This window comes from Bradyrhizobium sp. AZCC 1577, assembly GCF_036924575.1.
Taxonomy (GTDB): domain Bacteria; phylum Pseudomonadota; class Alphaproteobacteria; order Rhizobiales; family Xanthobacteraceae; genus Bradyrhizobium.
The window spans coordinates 3,745,840-3,763,708 of the sequence record NZ_JAZHRQ010000001.1 but is presented as its reverse complement, the minus strand read 5'-3'; the positions used below and the strand labels follow the sequence as shown (position 1 = coordinate 3,763,708).

15 protein-coding genes and 1 pseudogene are annotated in these 17,869 nt (G+C 62.1%); 10 read left to right on the top strand and 6 right to left on the bottom strand.

Annotation, left to right across the window (positions count from 1 at the left end):
* Positions 1-71 precede the first annotated feature (71 nt).
* From V1278_RS17460 to V1278_RS17450, 3 genes and pseudogenes are all read left to right on the top strand, one after another.
* Positions 72-1,491, top strand: a pseudogene (locus V1278_RS17460) (circularly permuted type 2 ATP-grasp protein).
* 16 nt (positions 1,492-1,507) lie between these two features.
* Positions 1,508-2,452 (top strand): alpha-E domain-containing protein, encoded by a 945-nt coding sequence (locus tag V1278_RS17455; protein WP_028349886.1) that lies wholly within the window; start codon positions 1,508-1,510, stop codon positions 2,450-2,452.
* 131 nt (positions 2,453-2,583) lie between these two features.
* Complete coding sequence (locus V1278_RS17450) at positions 2,584-3,423, top strand: transglutaminase family protein (protein ID WP_334381679.1); 840 nt, start codon at positions 2,584-2,586, stop codon at positions 3,421-3,423.
* A 115-nt stretch (positions 3,424-3,538) separates the two neighbouring features.
* Here the strand turns inward: V1278_RS17450 and V1278_RS17445 are convergent, their stop codons facing one another.
* Positions 3,539-4,939, bottom strand: coding sequence for an ABC transporter substrate-binding protein (locus V1278_RS17445; RefSeq protein WP_334381678.1), 1,401 nt, complete (start codon positions 4,937-4,939; stop codon positions 3,539-3,541).
* Between the two features lie 490 nt (positions 4,940-5,429).
* Between V1278_RS17445 and V1278_RS17440 the strand changes: the two genes are divergently transcribed.
* The 3 genes from V1278_RS17440 to V1278_RS17430 all read left to right on the top strand — a co-directional run bounded on the left by V1278_RS17440 (position 5,430) and on the right by V1278_RS17430 (position 8,319).
* Entirely contained in the window at positions 5,430-6,188 is a 759-nt protein-coding gene (locus V1278_RS17440; RefSeq protein ID WP_028349888.1) for a proteasome-type protease, read from the top strand.
* Between the two features lie 13 nt (positions 6,189-6,201).
* Positions 6,202-6,966, top strand: coding sequence for an SDR family oxidoreductase (locus V1278_RS17435; protein WP_065747999.1), 765 nt, complete (start codon positions 6,202-6,204; stop codon positions 6,964-6,966).
* Between the two features lie 102 nt (positions 6,967-7,068).
* Positions 7,069-8,319, top strand: coding sequence for a NupC/NupG family nucleoside CNT transporter (locus V1278_RS17430; protein ID WP_334381677.1), 1,251 nt, complete (start codon positions 7,069-7,071; stop codon positions 8,317-8,319).
* A gap of 51 nt (positions 8,320-8,370) precedes the next feature.
* On the opposite strand, the gene V1278_RS17425 is transcribed toward V1278_RS17430, so the two are convergent.
* Positions 8,371-8,916: a cupin domain-containing protein gene (locus V1278_RS17425; protein ID WP_334363517.1), complete on the bottom strand. Its 546-nt coding sequence runs from the start codon at positions 8,914-8,916 to the stop codon at positions 8,371-8,373.
* Positions 8,917-9,070: 154 nt separating this feature from the next.
* Positions 9,071-9,358: an usg protein gene (locus tag V1278_RS17420; RefSeq protein WP_212422107.1), complete on the bottom strand. Its 288-nt coding sequence runs from the start codon at positions 9,356-9,358 to the stop codon at positions 9,071-9,073.
* Between the two features lie 381 nt (positions 9,359-9,739).
* Here V1278_RS17420 and V1278_RS17415 point away from each other — a divergent pair, with 381 nt between their 5' ends.
* From V1278_RS17415 to V1278_RS17400, 4 genes are all read left to right on the top strand, one after another.
* On the top strand, positions 9,740-10,054 hold the full coding sequence (locus V1278_RS17415) for a co-chaperone GroES (protein WP_334363520.1): 315 nt from the start codon (positions 9,740-9,742) through the stop codon (positions 10,052-10,054).
* A gap of 90 nt (positions 10,055-10,144) precedes the next feature.
* Complete coding sequence (gene groL / locus V1278_RS17410; protein ID WP_334363521.1) at positions 10,145-11,788, top strand: chaperonin GroEL; 1,644 nt, start codon at positions 10,145-10,147, stop codon at positions 11,786-11,788.
* A gap of 372 nt (positions 11,789-12,160) precedes the next feature.
* Positions 12,161-12,658 (top strand): phasin family protein, encoded by a 498-nt coding sequence (locus V1278_RS17405; protein ID WP_334381676.1) that lies wholly within the window; start codon positions 12,161-12,163, stop codon positions 12,656-12,658.
* 461 nt (positions 12,659-13,119) lie between these two features.
* Positions 13,120-13,317 carry a hypothetical protein gene (locus V1278_RS17400; RefSeq protein WP_334363526.1) on the top strand — a complete coding sequence of 66 codons (198 nt, stop codon included), beginning with the start codon at positions 13,120-13,122 and terminating at the stop codon, positions 13,315-13,317.
* A gap of 92 nt (positions 13,318-13,409) precedes the next feature.
* Here V1278_RS17400 and V1278_RS17395 read toward each other — a convergent pair whose 3' ends face one another.
* The 3 genes from V1278_RS17395 to V1278_RS17385 all read right to left on the bottom strand — a co-directional run bounded on the left by V1278_RS17395 (position 13,410) and on the right by V1278_RS17385 (position 17,546).
* The gene (locus V1278_RS17395; protein ID WP_334410925.1) at positions 13,410-14,171 is read right to left on the bottom strand and encodes a Crp/Fnr family transcriptional regulator; all 762 of its coding nucleotides are present in this window, start codon (positions 14,169-14,171) and stop codon (positions 13,410-13,412) included.
* Positions 14,172-14,782: 611 nt separating this feature from the next.
* Positions 14,783-15,940 carry a DUF2778 domain-containing protein gene (locus tag V1278_RS17390; RefSeq protein WP_334381675.1) on the bottom strand — a complete coding sequence of 386 codons (1,158 nt, stop codon included), beginning with the start codon at positions 15,938-15,940 and terminating at the stop codon, positions 14,783-14,785.
* A gap of 265 nt (positions 15,941-16,205) precedes the next feature.
* Positions 16,206-17,546: an RtcB family protein gene (locus V1278_RS17385; RefSeq protein WP_334381674.1), complete on the bottom strand. Its 1,341-nt coding sequence runs from the start codon at positions 17,544-17,546 to the stop codon at positions 16,206-16,208.
* Positions 17,547-17,869: the final 323 nt, after the last annotated feature.

Below are 17,869 nucleotides of genomic sequence, written 5' to 3'. Positions count from 1 at the left end.
GGCCCGAGCCTTGCTACCATCCTGTGAACTCATGCACCGTGCCGCATGGCTTCGAGAGATAGTCAGGATTTATGGCAGTTGCCTTCGATGAAATGAACGGGCCCGGCGGCGACCTCCGCCCGGCCTACCAGGAGCTCTCCCGCTGGCTGAAGGAGACGCCTCCGGATGCCCTGGAATATCGCCGCCAGGAGGCGGAACTGTTGTTCCGCCGGATCGGCATCACCTTCGCCGTCTATGGCGACGCCGAGGCGCAGGAGCGGCTGATCCCCTTCGACGTGATCCCGCGAATCATGTCGGCGAAGGAATGGGCCGTTCTGGAGAAGGGCCTGAAGCAGCGGGTCCGCGCGCTCAACATGTTCCTGCGCGATATCTATCACGGCCGCGACATCCTGCGCGCCAACATCATTCCCGACGACCTGATCTTCCAAAAACCCGGTCTTCCGCCCTGAGATGAACGGCCAGAGCGTGCCGCATGACGTCTACGTGCACATCGCAGGGATCGATATCGTCCGGGTCGACGCCGACAATTTCATCGTGCTGGAGGATAACGCGCGGACGCCCTCGGGCGTCTCCTACATGCTCGAAAACCGCGAAATCATGATGCGGCTGTTTCCCGACCTGTTCGCCCGCCACCGCGTTGCACCTGTAGAGCGATACCCGGACGAATTGTTGTCGGCGCTGCGCTCGGTGGCGCCGCTCTCCGCCTCGGCCGAGCCGACGGTCGCGCTGATGACGCCGGGCGTCTACAATTCCGCCTATTACGAACACTCTTTCCTCGCCGACAAGCTCGGCATCGAGCTGGTCGAGGGCCGCGACCTCATCGTCAAGAACGACGAGGTGTTCATGCGCACCACAGAGGGGCTGAAACGCGTCGACGTGATCTACCGCCGCGTCGACGACGATTTCCTCGACCCCCTCACCTTCCGGCCGGATTCGGCGCTCGGCGTGCCCGGGCTGATGTCGGCCTATGCGGCCGGCAATATCACGCTGGCGAACGCAGTCGGCACCGGGATTGCCGACGACAAGGCGATCTATTCCTACATGCCGGAGGTGGTAAAGTTCTATCTCGGCGAAGAGCCGATTCTGAAGAACGTGCCGACCTGGCGCTGCCGCGAGCCAAAAGACCTGTCCTATGTGCTCGACAATTTGAGCGAGCTGGTGGTGAAGGAAGTGCACGGCTCCGGCGGCTACGGCATGCTGATCGGCCCGGCCGCGACGAAGGCGACGATCGAGGCGTTCCGCGACAAGCTCAAGCGCGAGCCGGAGGGTTTTATCGCCCAGCCGACGCTGGCGCTCTCGACCTGCCCGACCTGCACCGCCTCCGGCCTCGCCCCGCGCCATGTCGATTTGCGCCCGTTCGTGCTGACCGGCAGCAAGCACGTCACCATCGTGCCGGGCGGACTGACTCGCGTGGCGCTGAAGGAAGGCTCCCTGGTGGTCAATTCCAGCCAGGGCGGCGGCACCAAGGACACCTGGATACTGGACGAATAGAGAGCGAAATCTTCGTATGCTGTCGCGCACTGCCGAAAACCTGTACTGGCTGGCCCGCTATGTCGAGCGCGCCGAATATATCGCGCGCACCATCGATGCGACCTTGCGAGTCACCGCGCTTCCCGCCGCCTATATCGGCAAGACCAATGAGTGGGAATCGGCGCTGCTGACGGCCGGGGTCAGCGCAAGCTTCTACGAGGCCTATCCGGAAGCCACCGAGCAGAACGTCGTCGAATATCTGGCATTCTCGCCTTCCAATCCTTCCTCGATCAAGAACTGCATCGAGGCCGCGCGGCTCAATTCGCGCTCGGTGCGCACCGCGCTGACATCGGAGATGTGGGACACCATCAACTCGGCGTGGATCGAATTGCAGGAAGTCTGGGGCAAGGGCACCTCCAGCCGCGAGGAACTGGCGCGATTCCTCCGCTTCGTGCAGGAGACCTCGCTGCGGTTCGACGGCTCGGCCTACCGGACCATGCTGCGCAACGACGCCTATTGGTTCTCGCGGCTCGGGCTGCACCTGGAGCGCGCCGACAACACCGCGCGCATTCTCGACGTGAAATATCACGTGCTGCTGCCCGAGGAAGAGCACGTCGGTGGTCCCCTGGACTACTACCAGTGGACCTCGATCCTGCGCTCGGTCTCCGCGCTAACCGCCTATCACTGGGTCTACCGCGAGACGCTAAAGCCGTGGCTGATCGCCGACCTCCTGATCCTCAACGACACGCTGCCACGCTCGCTGGCGAGCTGCTACAGCAATCTGGTGCGCAATCTCGACCAGATCGGCGTCGCCTACGGTCGCCAGGGCGCCGCCCAGCGCCACGCCCGCGGCGTCCGCAACCGGCTTGAACACAGCCATATGGACGATATCTTCCAGCACGGCGTCCATGAGTTCATCCAGGAGTTCATCGCGGACAATGCGCGGCTCGGTGAGATCATCACCAAGCAGTATTTGATTTGAGATTTCGGACGAACAAAACCAACCGCCGTCATGGCCGGGCTTGTCTCGGCCATCCACGTCTTGCTATGCCAACCGAAGAACGTGGATGCCCGGGACAAGCCCGGGCATGACGATCCGAACCTGGTCAAGCCATGCGCCTGCGAATTGCCCACTCCACCAGCTATCGCTACGAGCCGCCGGCCACGGGCGTGATCCAGATCCTGCGGATGACGCCCGGCAGCCATGACGGGCAGTATGTCGCCGAATGGCAGATCGACGTCTCGACCGACTCTCGCCTCGACATGCACCAGGATGCATTCGGCAACGTCACGCATGTGCTCACCCACGGGCCGATCGCCGACCTCACCATCAATGTCGAGGGCCTGATCGAGACCCATGACACCGGCGGCGTGCTGCGCGGTACCGACGAGCGCTTTCCGCCGAGCCTGTTCCTGCGCCAGACCGCGCTGACCGAAGTCAATCCGGCGATGGCGATCTTCGCCCGCGAGCTGCGGTCGGAGTCCGATGGCGACGTGCTCGGTTTCCTGCATGCGCTGATGGTGCAGATCAACGAGCACATGACATTCGACGAAGACCCCACCCACTCGGGCACCTCGGCGGCGGAGGCGTTCGCGCTCAGGCGCGGCGTCTGCCAGGACTATGCGCACATCTTCATCGCCTGCGCCCGATCCGGCGGCGTGCCGGCGCGCTTCGTCTCCGGCCATTTCCTGCGCTCCGACGGAATGGTGCACCAGCAGGCGGGTCACGCCTGGGCGGAAGCCTACGTGGCCGATCTCGGCTGGGTCGGCTTCGATGCCGCCAACGGCATCTGCACCACCGACGCCCACGCCCGCGTCGCGATCGGGCTCGACTATCTCGGCGCCGCCCCGGTACGCGGCACCCGCTATGGCGGCGGCACGGAAACGCTAACGGTTGCGGTCAAGGTCGAACAGGCCGGCCGGCCGGGGCAGTGGCAAAGCCAATCGCAGTGACGGCCCCGGACCTTCCCAACCGTCATTGCGAGCGCAGCGAAGCAATCCATCTCGCCGCTTGCTGAAGCGTGGATTGCTTCGTCGCTTCGCTCCTCGCAATGACGGTGGAGGGATGTCACTTATCCAACCACACATCCTCGAACCGCAGGTTGTTGTACTGGCTATTATCATGCGGCCGGAAATTCTTCACGTAAGGCTGCCAGCAATTGCCGGCCGAGGAGTGCAGGATGATCGGCCGCGCGGCGTCCTCGACCAGTAGCCGCTCGATATCCCAGACGAACTTCCTGCGCTTTTCCTTGTCGAGCTCGCGCGATTGCGCCGCCAGCAATCTGTCGACCTCGGCATTGCAGTATTGGGTATAGTTGCGCTCCGATTTGCAGGAATAGTTCTCGACGATATTGCCATCGGGATCGTCGACGCTGACGCCGGTCAAGTTCAGCCCAATCGTGTAGTCTTTCTTCGCCAGCCGCGCGTACCAGCGCGGCGTATCGAGGATGTCGAGCTCGCCCGTGATGTAGATCTTCTTCAACTGGTCGATCAGGATCACGGCGGGATCGCGATAGGTCGGCAGGTTCCTGGTCTGGATCTTGATCTGCAGCGGTTTGGCGTCGCTATAGCCGAGCTTCTGCATGATCGCTTGCGCCTCGGCGATGTCCTTCTCGGTATCGGGGCCGTAGCCGGTCAGCGACGACACCATGTCCGGCGGCATGCCCCACTCGCCCGCGGGCTTGGCCAGCATTGCCCCGCCCATCCGCGCCAGTCCTTCCATCAGGATCGTGTTGAAGGGTTTTCGGTCCAGCGCCAGCGACATCGCTTTGCGGATCTCCGGATTGTCCAACGGCGCATTGACGCGGTTGACCATCAGGTTGATCTGCACTCCCGTTGTCGTCATCTCGCAGATCGCGTGCGGCGCGCGTGCCTTCACATCCTTCATCAGGGGAATGCTGACGTCGGACGGAAAGGTGATGTCGTAATCGCCGGTGGCAAAGGCCAGCATCCGCGTTGCGCGGCTGTCGATCATCCGGAACGTGATCTCGTCGAGATATGGACGATCCTTCTTCCAGTAGTCGGGATTGCGTACCAGGCGAATCGACTCACCGCGCCTGAACTCAACGAATTTGAACGGCCCGGTGCCGATCGGCTTGGTGCGCATCACCTGCTGCGATACATGGCAGGGATAGACCGGCGAGAACGCGCTCGCCAGCAGCACCGGCAAGCTCGGCTGCGGCTCGCTCAACTCGAAGGTCGTCTCATGATCGCCGTTGATCGAGACGTCCTGCAGCTTCGTGTACCAGACCTTGCGCGGGTTGCGCTTGAAGTCCTGGGTCTCGGCCTTGCCGATCAGCATCCGCCAGGTGCACTGCACGTCCTTGGCCGTAAACGGCTGGCCGTCGTGCCATTTCACGCCCTGCCGTAGCTTGAACGTCAATTTCGTATTGGTGGAATCCCACGACCAGGTTTCGGCGAGTTCCGGAATGACCGTATCGATGCTTTCGTGGACCTTGGCCGGGATCAAACACCACGAGGTTGTTGAAGATGGCGGCGAACGGCGTCACCGAGGCGATGGTCGCTTCCTCGTGCAGCGAGGTCGAGGGCGGATTGTCGTTGTGATAGAGCCTGAGCGTGCCGCCCTTTTTCTGCGCTGAGGCGGGAACCGCCGTGAGCAATGCGATGCAAAGCATCGCCACAGAGATGGTGAGTTCGCCCGACAGCCGGCTGGCGCGCATGATGGCCTCCCAATGCTTTTTGTTCTTGTGGGAGAGCCAGCGTGCCGGAGGCCGCGGACATAATCAATATTCGCAGGCTCGATAGTTGGAGGCGGCGCAGGCCTCAGCCAAGCCTCAGTCATGGCTTAGGCCTGCGACATCGTCCCGATCTGGGTTTGCGCCTTCGGATTGCCCGCTTCCGCCAGCGGGCGGATCAGCCGGATCGAATTGGGGTTGGATGGCCCCTCGAAATTGGCTACTAGTTGGCGCCGAAAAATCAGGCGCGTTCGGGGATCTGGAATGACCTATTGCTGCGGAATTCTGGTGCGGGACGGTCTCGTCATGATCGCGGATACGCGCACCAATGCCGGCCTCGACAACGTCTCGACCTTCCGCAAACTCCATATTTTCTCAAAACCCGGCGAGCGCATCATGGCGGTCGCCAGCGCCGGCAATCTGGCGATCAGCCAGTCGGTGCTGTCGACGCTCACCGAGGGCATGGAAGATCCGCACACCGGCGAGCTCGAAACGCTGATCAACGCGCCGACCATGTTCCAGGCCGCGCAACGCATCGGCCGCGCCATCCGCGCCGTGCACGCCACCGAAGGCGAGGCGCTGCGATCCGAAGACGTCTCCTTCGATGTCTCCTTCCTGTTCGGCGGCCAGATCAAGGGCTCGCGGATGCGGCTGTTCATGGTCTACACCGCCGGCAATTTCATCGAATGCACCACCGACACGCCTTACCTGCAGATCGGCGAGCACAAATACGGCAAGCCGGTGCTGGATCGCGCGATGCATTACGACGTCGAACTGTATGAGGCGCTGAAGACCGGCCTGATCTCGATGGATTCAACCATGCGCTCCAATCTCGGCGTCGGCTTGCCGATCGACGTGCTGGTGGTGCGCGCAGATGCTTGCGAGGCCGACCTCAACCACCGCATCGAGGCCGGCGAGCCCTATTTCCACGACCTGCGTTCGCGGTGGTCGGCGGCCTTGCGGGCGGCACACCAGAATATTCCGAGACCACCCTACAAATCCGAAACAGAAACCAAGAACTGAAGGCGAGGAAACAATGGCCGAAGCAACCAACAAGATCGCGCTCGTGACCGGTGCCGGCACCGGCGTCGGACGCGCGGCATCGCTGGCGCTGATGAATGCCGGCTTCACCGTGGTGCTCGCCGGGCGTCGCATGGAGATGCTGGAAGAAACCAAGAAGCTCGGCGACAATGTCGGCAAGAGCCTGTGCGTTTCTGCTGACATGACCAAGCCCGAGTCGATTGCGGCCCTGTTTCAAAAGGTCAAGGACACCTACGGCCGGCTCGATGTTCTCTTCAACAACGCCGGCATGGGCGCGCCGCCGGTCAATTTCGAGGATCTCAGCCTCGAGCAGTGGCAGGCGGTGGTGAACACCAACCTCACCGGCCCGTTCCTGTGCACCCAGCATGCCTTCCGCATCATGAAGGACCAGACCCCGCGCGGCGGCCGCATCATCAATAACGGCTCGATCTCGGCGCACGCGCCGCGGCCCTTCTCCGCGGCCTATACGTCGACCAAGCACGCGATCACCGGCCTCACCAAGGCTTCCAACCTCGACGGCCGCATGTACGACATCGCAGTCGGCCAAGTCGACATCGGCAATGCCGCAACCCCAATGACCGACCGCATGGTCGCCGGCCCCGGTGTGATGCAGCCCGATGGCACGATGAAACACGAGCCGCGCATGGACGCGAAGGCGGTCGGCGATGCGGTGGCCTATATGGCGGGCCTGCCGTTAGATGCCAACGTGCTGTTCATGACCGTCATGGCGACCAAGATGCCGTTCGTCGGACGGGGCTGACTTTCGTGCCCCGGGCGCGGCGCATCGCGTCCGGCACACGAGTTGGGCTTTCACAAATCGACAAGGTTGGCATAATCGCTCCCCAGGGGTTTCGGGGGATTCATGCTGCAACTGCAATCGGCGTTTGGCGTGCTGGCGTTGCTGGCGATCGCATGGGCGTGCGGCGAGAACCGCCGCGCCGTGTCGCTCCGTCAGGTGGCGATCGGGCTGGCCGTCACCATCGTCACCGCGCTGGTGCTGCTCAAGCTGCCGCCGGTGGCAAAAGCCTTTGGCGCCATCAACGACGCCGTCGGCACGATCGCGGCGGCGACGCGCGCCGGCACTTCCTTCGTGTTCGGCTATCTCGGCGGGGGCGCGCTGCCGTTCGATCTCAAGGCGCCGGGCGCGGATTTCATCCTGGCATTTCAGGCGCTGCCGATCGTGCTGGTCATGAGCGTTCTGACCACGCTGCTGTTCTACTGGCGCGTACTGCCCCCGATCGTGCGCGGCATGGCGTGGCTGTTGGAGCGCACGCTCGGCGTCGGCGGCGCGGTCGGGCTATCGGCCGCGGCCAATATCTTTCTCGGCATGGTCGAGGCACCGCTGTTCATCCGCCCCTATTTGGCGCAACTCACGCGCAGCGAGTTGTTCCTGGTGATGACCGGCGGCATGGCCGGCATCGCCGGCACCGTGCTGGTGCTCTACGCCACATTCCTGGCGCCGCTGATCCCGGACGCGGCGGCGCATTTTGTCATTGCGTCCGTGTTGGGCGCGCCGGCCGCGATACTGATCAGCCTGATCATGGTGCCGGAGACTTCCGACAAGCGCACTGGCGGTTCGCTCAGTGATCCCGACATGCATGCGTCCTCGACCATGGATGCAATCACCAAGGGCACTGCGGCCGGGCTCGAACTGCTGCTCAACATCGTCGCGATGCTCTTGGTGCTGGTGGCGCTGGTTTATCTCGTCAATGCGATCCTCGGGCTGTTGCCCGAGATCGGCGGCGCCAAAATTTCGCTGCAGCGGCTGCTGGGGCTCGTGATGGCGCCGGTGTGCTGGCTGATGGGCCTGCCCTGGCCGCAAGCCGTCACGGCCGGAAGCCTGATGGGCACCAAGACCGTGCTCAACGAGCTGATCGCCTATCTCGACCTCTCGAAACTCGGCACGGACGCGCTCGATCCGCGCTCGCGGCTGATCATGCTCTACGCGATGTGCGGCTTTGCCAACTTCGCCAGCCTCGGCATCATGATCGGCGGCCTCGGCACCATGGCACCGGATCGGCGCGAGGAGATCAATGCGCTGGGATTGAAGTCGATCGTGTCGGGTACGCTGGCGACGTGTTTGATGGGGGCAGTGGTGGGGGTGATGACCTAGCGGTCATTTCGGGGCGATGCGAAGCATCGCCCGGAATGACGACCGCGAGAGTCAACTCGCTAATTCCACCGTCTTGAACTCCGCCGGTAGGATCACCTCCAGCAACTCGACATCATCGGAATAATCCATGATCAGATGCTTGATGCGCGGCGGCTGGGTCCAGGCGCTGCCTTCCTTCATCAGCGTCTCGCCCTGCCCTTCCATATAGGTCTTCACCCAGCCCTTGAGCACATAGACCATCTGGAACTCGACGTCGTGGTAATGCAGTTTTGAAACTTCCGCCGGGTTGCACGGGCCGACCAAGCGGATGACATGCGCCTGCGCCAGGCCGTGGGTCGCGTCGGCAATCCCGAGGTCGCGGTACTTTGCATAAGTGCGCAGGCCGTCGGCCTTGAAATCTTCTTCGCGGTGATGGCTGATGGCGATGCGCTGCTTCGGCCGGGCTTTGGTCGTCGTGTTTTTCGCAGCGGAAATGCGTCCCTTGGACTTGATGGTCTTGCGCGCGGAGGACTTGGCAGCGCCTTTGTACCCCGCCCATTTCTTCCTGACGGCGGTTTTGGCTGCGGCTCTTGAAGTCGCCTTCTTCGGCTTGGACATTGCCTACCTCCCTCATTCGTTTGATGTCGGAGGCTAACACAAAACTTTTTTGTAGGGTGGGCAAAGCGCAAGCGTGCCCACCGTAGCGGGCGGAGTCAGATGGTGGGCACGGCGCAAGCGCGCCTTTGCCCACCCTACGGCGCCGACCACAAAATCAATGCAGCCTGAATACCCCGTCGACTGCACGCAGCTCAGCCGGCTTGATCAGCCTGGAATGCGCCACCGTCACGGAATACAGCGGGCCATCAAGCTTTTCCTGCCAGAACGCGAGGAAGTCCTTCAGCGCCGGGAATTTCGGAAACAGATCGTAGTTCTGCCAGACATAGGTCTGCAGCAATGAAGGATGATCCGGCATCCGATACAGAATTTGCGCCGTCGTCAGCCCGTAACCCAGCACCTGCTTCCGGAAATCGTCGGAAGCAACTCCAACCCGCGAGACCATGCCAAACCTCCATTGCTGGAAGCGCATTTCACGTGGTGGCCACACACCGAGCTACCCCGGCGGAGATGCGCTCACATGAGAGAAATGTGACGCACGATACCAACCCATCACAAGCCTAAATGTTTAATGAATTGTTGAAAATTCACGCGTTAGCAGCAGCTTACCGCACGTGCTAATACGGGTCCGGAGGCTTCCGCCGCCGCGTTAATCATGCCGAACAAAATTGGCAGACGACATATTTGAGTGCCAATTTTTCTGCTAGAAGCCCTTGTCCCCCGAAGAATACTGGCCTAAATCAGCCGCAGCCGGGTTGGCACTCGCTGGCCCGGACTGCCAAAATTCCAGAATTCTACAACATTCCCAGACGTTTAGGAGGACTGCATGAACTTCCGTCCGCTTCACGACCGCGTCGTGGTCAAACGCATCGACGCCGAAGAGAAGACCGCTGGCGGCATCATCATTCCGGACAGTGCCAAGGAAAAGCCCTCCCAGGGCGAAGTCATCGCCGTCGGCCCGGGTGGCCGTGACGAAGCCGGCAAGCTGATCCCGATCGACCTCAAGGTCGGCGACCGCGTGCTGTTCGGCAAGTGGTCGGGCACCGAGGTCAAGATCGACGGCCAGGAACTCCTGATCATGAAGGAGTCCGACATCATGGGCGTGCTCGACGCCACCTCGGCCAAGAAGAAGGCCGCCTAAGACATCGCCTGCCACGCTCACCCTGAGGAGCGCCCGCAAGGCGCCTCCCCGACAGGGTGAGAAACAAAGACTAACTCAGGGAAACCAAATATGTCAGCCAAAGAAGTCAAATTCGGCGTCGACGCCCGCGACCGCATGCTGCGCGGCGTCGATATTCTCGCCAACGCCGTGAAGGTCACGCTCGGCCCGAAGGGCCGCAACGTCGTGCTCGACAAGTCGTTCGGCGCTCCGCGTATCACCAAGGACGGCGTCACCGTCGCCAAGGAGATCGAGCTCGACGACAAGTTCGAGAACATGGGCGCGCAGATGGTGCGCGAAGTCGCCTCCAAGTCCGCTGACGCGGCCGGCGACGGCACCACCACCGCGACCGTGCTCGCGGCTGCGATCGTCCGTGAAGGCGCCAAGTCGGTTGCCGCCGGCATGAACCCGATGGACCTGAAGCGCGGTATCGACCTGGCGGTGGAAGCCGTGGTCGCCGACCTCGTCAAGAACTCCAAGAAGGTCACCTCGAACGAGGAAATCGCCCAGGTCGGCACCATCTCCGCCAACGGCGACGCCGAAATCGGCAAGTTCCTGGCTGACGCCATGAAGAAGGTAGGCAACGAGGGCGTGATCACGGTTGAGGAAGCCAAGTCGCTCGAAACCGAACTCGACGTCGTCGAAGGCATGCAGTTCGACCGCGGCTACATCTCGCCCTACTTCGTCACCAACGCCGACAAGATGCGCGTTGAAATGGACGACGCCTACATCCTGATCAACGAGAAGAAGCTCTCCTCGCTGAACGAGCTGCTGCCGCTGCTCGAAGCCGTGGTGCAGACCGGCAAGCCGCTGGTCATCGTCGCCGAAGACGTCGAAGGCGAAGCCCTCGCCACCCTCGTCGTCAACCGCCTGCGTGGTGGTCTGAAGGTCGCGGCCGTCAAGGCTCCGGGCTTCGGCGATCGCCGCAAGGCCATGCTGCAGGATATCGCGGTGCTGACCGGAGGTCAGGCGATCTCGGAAGATCTCGGTATCAAGCTCGAGAACGTCACGCTGCAGATGCTCGGCCGCGCCAAGAAGGTGATGATCGACAAGGAAAACACCACGATCGTCAACGGCGCCGGCAAGAAGGCCGACATCGAGGCGCGCGTGCAGCAGATCAAGGCGCAGATCGAGGAAACCACCTCGGACTACGACCGTGAGAAGCTGCAGGAGCGTCTGGCCAAGCTCGCGGGCGGCGTAGCCGTGATCCGCGTCGGCGGCGCGACCGAAGTCGAGGTGAAGGAGCGCAAGGATCGCGTGGATGACGCGATGCATGCGACCCGCGCGGCCGTTGAAGAAGGCATCGTGCCGGGCGGCGGCGTCGCCCTGCTCCGTGCCACCGAGCAGCTCAAGCGCCTCAAGACCCAGAACGACGACCAGAAGACCGGCGTCGAGATCGTGCGCAAGGCGCTGTCCGCGCCGGCCCGCCAGATCGCGATCAACGCCGGCGAAGACGGCTCCGTCATCGTCGGCAAGATCCTCGAGAAGGAGCAGTACAATTACGGCTTCGACTCGCAGACCGGCGAATACGGCAATCTGGTCTCCAAGGGCATCATCGACCCGACCAAGGTGGTCCGTGCGGCGATCCAGAACGCAGCTTCCGTCGCGGCTCTCTTGATCACCACCGAAGCCATGATCGCCGAACTGCCGAAGAAGAACGCCGGCGCCGGCGCCGGCATGCCCCCGGGCGGCGGCATGGGCGGCATGGACTTCTAAGCGACGAAGTCGTCCCGGACGCGGTGCACCGCAGAGCCGGGATCTCGCTCCAACAAATGCAAACCCCGGCAGAAATGCCGGGGTTTTTCGTTTGCGCGGATCCGGACTGCAACGGCGCGGTGTTTCTGCAACGTCACGCTGAAGCAAAACCTTCCCGCCGCTTGAGATATCCCGGTTATGCACAGCGCGGCGTAAAATATACCAGCGTATGCGTTGACAACTTCAAAAAAACTTCTGGCGAGAGTCGCAAACCGAACCGACAGTCCCGATACTCCTGGGCAAAGTAAGATCGAGGGCTGGGCAAAATCCTCATCCACAATCTGATCGAACGCGGAGCGCGAGCTCTCGTGACGAAAGCGAACGTCGCGAGGAATGCTTTCGCTTGGGAAAGGTGATGTCGCCGTGAGTGAAAGTGAAATGAAAGTCACCGTGAACGGAACGAATATTCTCGGAATGCCGTGGTTGGACTTCTCCAAGATCGCCGCGCCTGGCGTGGTTAGCGAGCTTACCGAGCAGGGCTTCGCCCGCGCACGTGAAGGCTGCGAGAAAATCAAGGCCGCGTCAGAGGAAATGACGGAAGCGCTGCGCGAGAGCTATTCAAGCAATGCGAGGGGCGCGACCGATTACGGGCTCAAGCTGTTCGAAATCTCAAACGCCAATGCCGCCTCCACGCTTGAATACTTAGTCCGTCTGTTCGGCAGCAAGTCAGCCACTGACGTTCTTAGCGTATCCGCGGCGCAAGCGCGCAAGGCGTTCGACACCGCTTCTGACCAGAACAGGGAATTGTGGGTGCTTGCCCAGAAGCTTGCGACGGAAACGGGTGAGCCGATCAGGAAGCACTTCACCAAGGTTCTCCACCAAGCCGGCTAAAGACCGGCGTTCAATTCACACCCGAGACTACGTCAAGGAGGAATCCGGCCGGTTGGAACGAGTCCAAGCGATGAGCATGCGGCCCACTACCGATGCTCCATCAGACGCGGTGCGCGATGCCCCCCAAGTAACCCGCACCGACAAGTGACGCACTCCAACCGGCCGGTGCTTTTTCAAGCAAGAAACCAATCTCTAGGGAGGGCGATATGGGAATGGTCATGGTCAAATGTCCGCGAACCGGACATGCGATTCCCACCGGCATCAAGACTGATCGCGAGAGCTTCAGCCGCAGCGCAGTGTTTTTCTCTCGGACCCGTTGCGTGATCTGCCACGCCGATCACGCCTGGTTTGCCCGTGAAGCCTGGGTCGACGAGCCGAGCATCCGTGTGCGGAATCGCAGCGCCGGCTCCCCGGCGTAAGCATCGACACAGATCAAGTGATGATCGCGATGGAGGGGCGCCATGCCGCGCATGCAAATCTCAACCGACACATCTACCTGGCTGCTGCAGGCAAAGGAATTTCTTGACGAGGCACGACGGCTGAAGCCGGGCCCTGAGCGCGATGAGCTGCGCCAGACAGCGAAGGTGCTGCGCGAGATTGCGAAGCTCGAGGCGACATCCGAGTCAGCGCTCGAACGTGATCGGCGGCAGAGAACCTGATCTGGCGGAGAAAATCCGCCCTTCGATGTGCGTTCCGGAATGCCGCAGCAGCAAGTCGCGACGCGGAAGGTCGAGCGGTCGCGGAAACGCGCTCAGATGGCTTCGCGCGATTTAATTCCCGGAATCCGCCGATCGTCGGGCAGAACCGCCGCGCGAGATCGGGCCGAATGGAGCGCGAACATCTCCTCGACTCCGAGATGCATGACGTTGTGGCATTCGCACGCGACCGTCGCGAGCCGCGCCGGATCGATCTCGATCAGGCCTCGTCGATCGGACTTGATCGCTCCGCACGCGCGCAACTTGCGCATCAGGAGCGTCACAGTCGTGCGTCGCACACCGACTATTTGTGATAGCGCCTGCTGGGTGAGCGGGAGCACATCATGGTCGACGCGGTCGCGAAGCTGGAGCAACCAGCGAGCCATGCGCGCCTCGACCGGGTGAAGCGCATTGCAGGCTGAACCGAGTTGAAGCTGCATCAGCATAGCCCTGACGTGAATCTGGACCGCGTGCCGGATCGCGGGGCTCCGGTTGAACGCGGCGTGAAATCGCGATGCGGGGATCCGAAAGGCGGTGCCCGCCGCACGAACGATCGCCGTCATATCTGAAGGTGACGGCCCGAGCACCGAAAGCATGCCTACTGCCCCCTCACGCCCGACTGCGGCGGAGGCGACCGTGTGTCCGTCCGCCATGTCGATCATCAGCGAGATGGCGCCGCTATGAGGGAAGTAGACGTACTCGATTGCGTCACCCGCTCGCGAAAGGACCGCGTCCTGATTGAGCGCGATCGTCTCAAGCTCGGGCTCCAGCAGATCGAAGTCCGATGCCGGCAATGCTGCAAGAAGGCGATTTCCCATTCCTCGGCGAGACGTCACCGCGGGGAACCCATGGTGAGGCGTCCGCGACCATCTCCGTCTGGCGCGTCGTGGAACGGGAGCTTTAACACAAGTTTGAAAATGCCTTCCTTACGCATACTCACTCAAACGTGCTCTCAATCTCTAACAACAAATTCCAAACGCTCGGGCGCGAGGCAGGCCGCTCGGGGCGTCTCAAGAAGTTAGATGCAAATGGGCTACCGGACGCAACCGTAAAATGCGCATGGGTAACACCGTAAGCTTACGGGGACCGTATGGTTCCATTCCGGCCCACGGCAAGTCGCGGTCAAAAAGGCTGTTCCATTTTTGAAACTGCCGATCCGTGCGCTCAGAGAGATCAAACCTCGGGCGCAATGCGTCGCGAGATCGCGAACTCATATTCAGTGTGTCGCCCCTGCGAACGCAGGGACCCATAATCACAAATGCGAATTGGGAAATGAAGCTGGAGCCCGCGATCGTATCAACAACCACGAGCAGTGGTTATGGGTCCCCTGAGTTCGCAGGGACGACACCCGATGTTAGGCTCTTAGGTAATGACGTCAAATCCGTCCTCGTCATTGCGAGTAGCAGAGCGACGACTTGTTCGCATCCGCCTATTGGACCTTCACCAGCACGGCGAGCCGGCGGATGCCCTTGTTGCGATAGGCGTCGAGGAAGGCATAGTAGTCCTTGAACGAGACGCAGCCGTTGGACTGGCCGCTCGGCCCGAGCATGTAGCTGTGCGCGAGCAGTCCGTCGCGGCCGTAGATTTTTTCCTCGCCGCCGATCGGCGTCAGCCGCAGCGCCGGCACGCCGTGAAACAGCGCCTCGCGCGGCTTCAGTTCGTAAATATGCGGCGGCGTTACGCCCTGCATCCGCACATGCGAATATTTGGGATCGTCCATCTTCGAGCCCAGTCCCGAATGCGCCTCGAGCTGGGTACCGTCGGGCAGATAGACCTTGCGCGCGGTGATGTCATAGACGGCAGTCTGGCGATCATAGGGCGGCGAGCCGCCCATCATCGGGTTCTGGCTTCGCGTATCGATGATGCTGCCGGTGACGTTGGCGTCGGCGGATGCGAAAGCGAGCAGCGAGTTCTGCGAAGGCTGCTTGCCCCACAGTTTTTCAACCATGGTCTGCTTGTCGTTGGAAGCAATCGACATCACGGCGGCCTTGGCGCGCTGTGCCATATCGCGAACGGTGGAGCCGGATGCCTTCGCGGTCTTGGCTTCAGTCTCTGCCGGCGCCGGCGCAGGTGCGTTCAAGGCGAGCTTGGTGGCAGGGGCAGAAATCTTCGGCTTCGCCGCTTCCACGAGCTTCGGAGCTTGAACGGCTTTCGGCGCTTCGGCCGGCGGCGAAGCTTCCGCCAGTTTCGTCGGTTCGACGGGCTTAAATTCGACCGCTCTCGAGGGCTCGCCTTGCGCGGCGGCGGCTGCGAACCTTTCGTTGAACATCAGCGAACTCGCGACGTTCTCCGGGGCGGGCATCACCAGCGACTGTTGCGGCAGCGAGGCGAAAATCTCATTGAAGGCCGGCCGCACGGCATGCACCGCGACGGTGCTCGGGTTGTTGACGGCGGGCGCCTCGAAGCCGGCGTTGTTCACGGATGGATAGATGCTGGCGCCGAGCACGTTGGTGTAGACGGTCCAGGCGCAGCCCAGCACGAGGCCTGCGACCGCGATGCCGCCGAGAAAATATTGCGGAATGCCTTTGCGGGAGGATTTCCTGCGGCTGCGGGCCGCAGGACCGAACGCACGCGTACGCTTACTCATTCACACAACGCCCAGAACAACAATTCCACCAAGTCCCCTTTGATGCTGCGTCCGGAGACGTTGCCTGCAGCATCTCGCAGAGGCACAGAGCGTCATTAAGGCGACTTTTAGTTAAATCCGGCTTAAACGCGGGCGGATGTAAGGCGGGCTCAAATCCATGGAACTATTGGAGAAATTTCCCCACAATGATGCGGGCGCTGGTCCCCATCAGGGACACCCGGCGTGACGTAAACGCCGGATGTCCCATAACGGGCCAAGTTCGGCCTCAATCCTTGAATGGATCCAACTCGTTCTCGCCCGCCATCGCCACGGCGAACGGACGCAGCGTGTGCTGCACCCTGATCGAGCCGGCGTGCTCCGCGATCACCTCCGGCAATCGGCGATAGGCCATCGGGCTTTCATCGAGGTCCGCGCCGATCAACGCCACGCCACGCGATTGCAACCATGCGTCCATCTCGGCCCGCGTGAACCGGCGCTTGGCCTCCCTGCGGCCAAACAAACGACCCGCGCCGTGCACGGTCGAGTAGAGCGAAGCCTTCGCCTCGTCGCTGTCGACACCTTCGACGATGACAGCGTCGTCGCCCATCGATCCGCCGATGAAGCCACGCTGTCCCGGAAATGCCGGGGTCGCGCCCTTGCGAACCACCCACAAATCCTTGCCGCCATGGTTCTCCCGCCACGCGTAATTGTGGTGGTTGTGAACCATGTCGGTGATCGCGCCGCCGATGATCCGACGCACGCGCTCGACCACCCATTCGCGGCCGGCAGAGGAGTAGCGCCCGGCGAGTTGCATCGCCGCGATGTAGCGCCGCCCGATCTCGCTGTCCTCGTCGATGACGGCGGGCGGCACGTTCATGCCGTCCTTACCGCCGGCGGCCTTGAGATAGCGGGTCGCGCTGGTATGGCCGAGGCCACGGCTGCCGAAATGCACGCCGATCCAGACAAAGCCCTCCTCGTCGCGCATCAGGTCGACGTAGTGGTTGCCCGATCCGACGGTGCCGAGTTGCGACACTGCCTTCTGCCGATAGGCGCCCATGTCGGATTCACGCCACGCGTCATCATCGTCGAACAGTTCATGCTCGACCCGCTCGTCGTTGGTGCGACCGACGCCGAACGAAATCACGCTGTGCACGTCCCTGATGATCGTGCCGACATTGCTTTCGATCTGGCTGAACGGCGTATCGAGGCGCACGGCCATGTTGCCGCAGCCGATGTCGAAGCCGACGCCGGAGATGCTGATCTGCTTCTCATAGGCAATCACGCCGCCGACTGGCTGCGCATAACCGAGATGGCCGTCCGCGCAAATGACGCCGGCGACGGCGTTGCCGACCGACATGCAATTGCGCATCTGCGCGATCGTTGCGTCCTCGTGCTTGCCGAAGATCTTGAGCGGGCTGTTCTGGTATTGCGCCGCCTGCGGCTTGCTGGCGATGTCAGTGGCAACAGCCTCCGCATCGCGCACGAGCTTTTCCTTGCGCGCGGCGTCGCGAAACAGGCACCAGGTCGGCATCGGCCGCTGGCCGGGCCGGTCGATCTTGGCGTCGGGATCGAGCCCCGCTTCAACGGCCAAAGCCCTCGCGCGCTCCTGGTAGGGATCGGATCGCATCTCATCCTCCTTCACAACAATACTTCAATCCGAAGGCCGTTCCGGACTCCGGTGCGTCCCGTGTCAGTCGCGACACAGGTCGGTTGGGACAGGGAGGAATTATGAGGTCTAGCTTGCCACGAATGGCACACCGCGGATCGTTCCCTGCCTCGACGGCAGGGGGACACCCGCTGCCGTTTTACGCTGGTAGTTTGCTTTGGTGGTACGATTCACCAATCGAATACACACCAATTGCGCACGTCAAAGCACGACCGCGCCGGCGGAAGCGCGCGATCACATACATCAACTTCCGGATTTGTAAATAGGGCCTACAACGTCCGCGC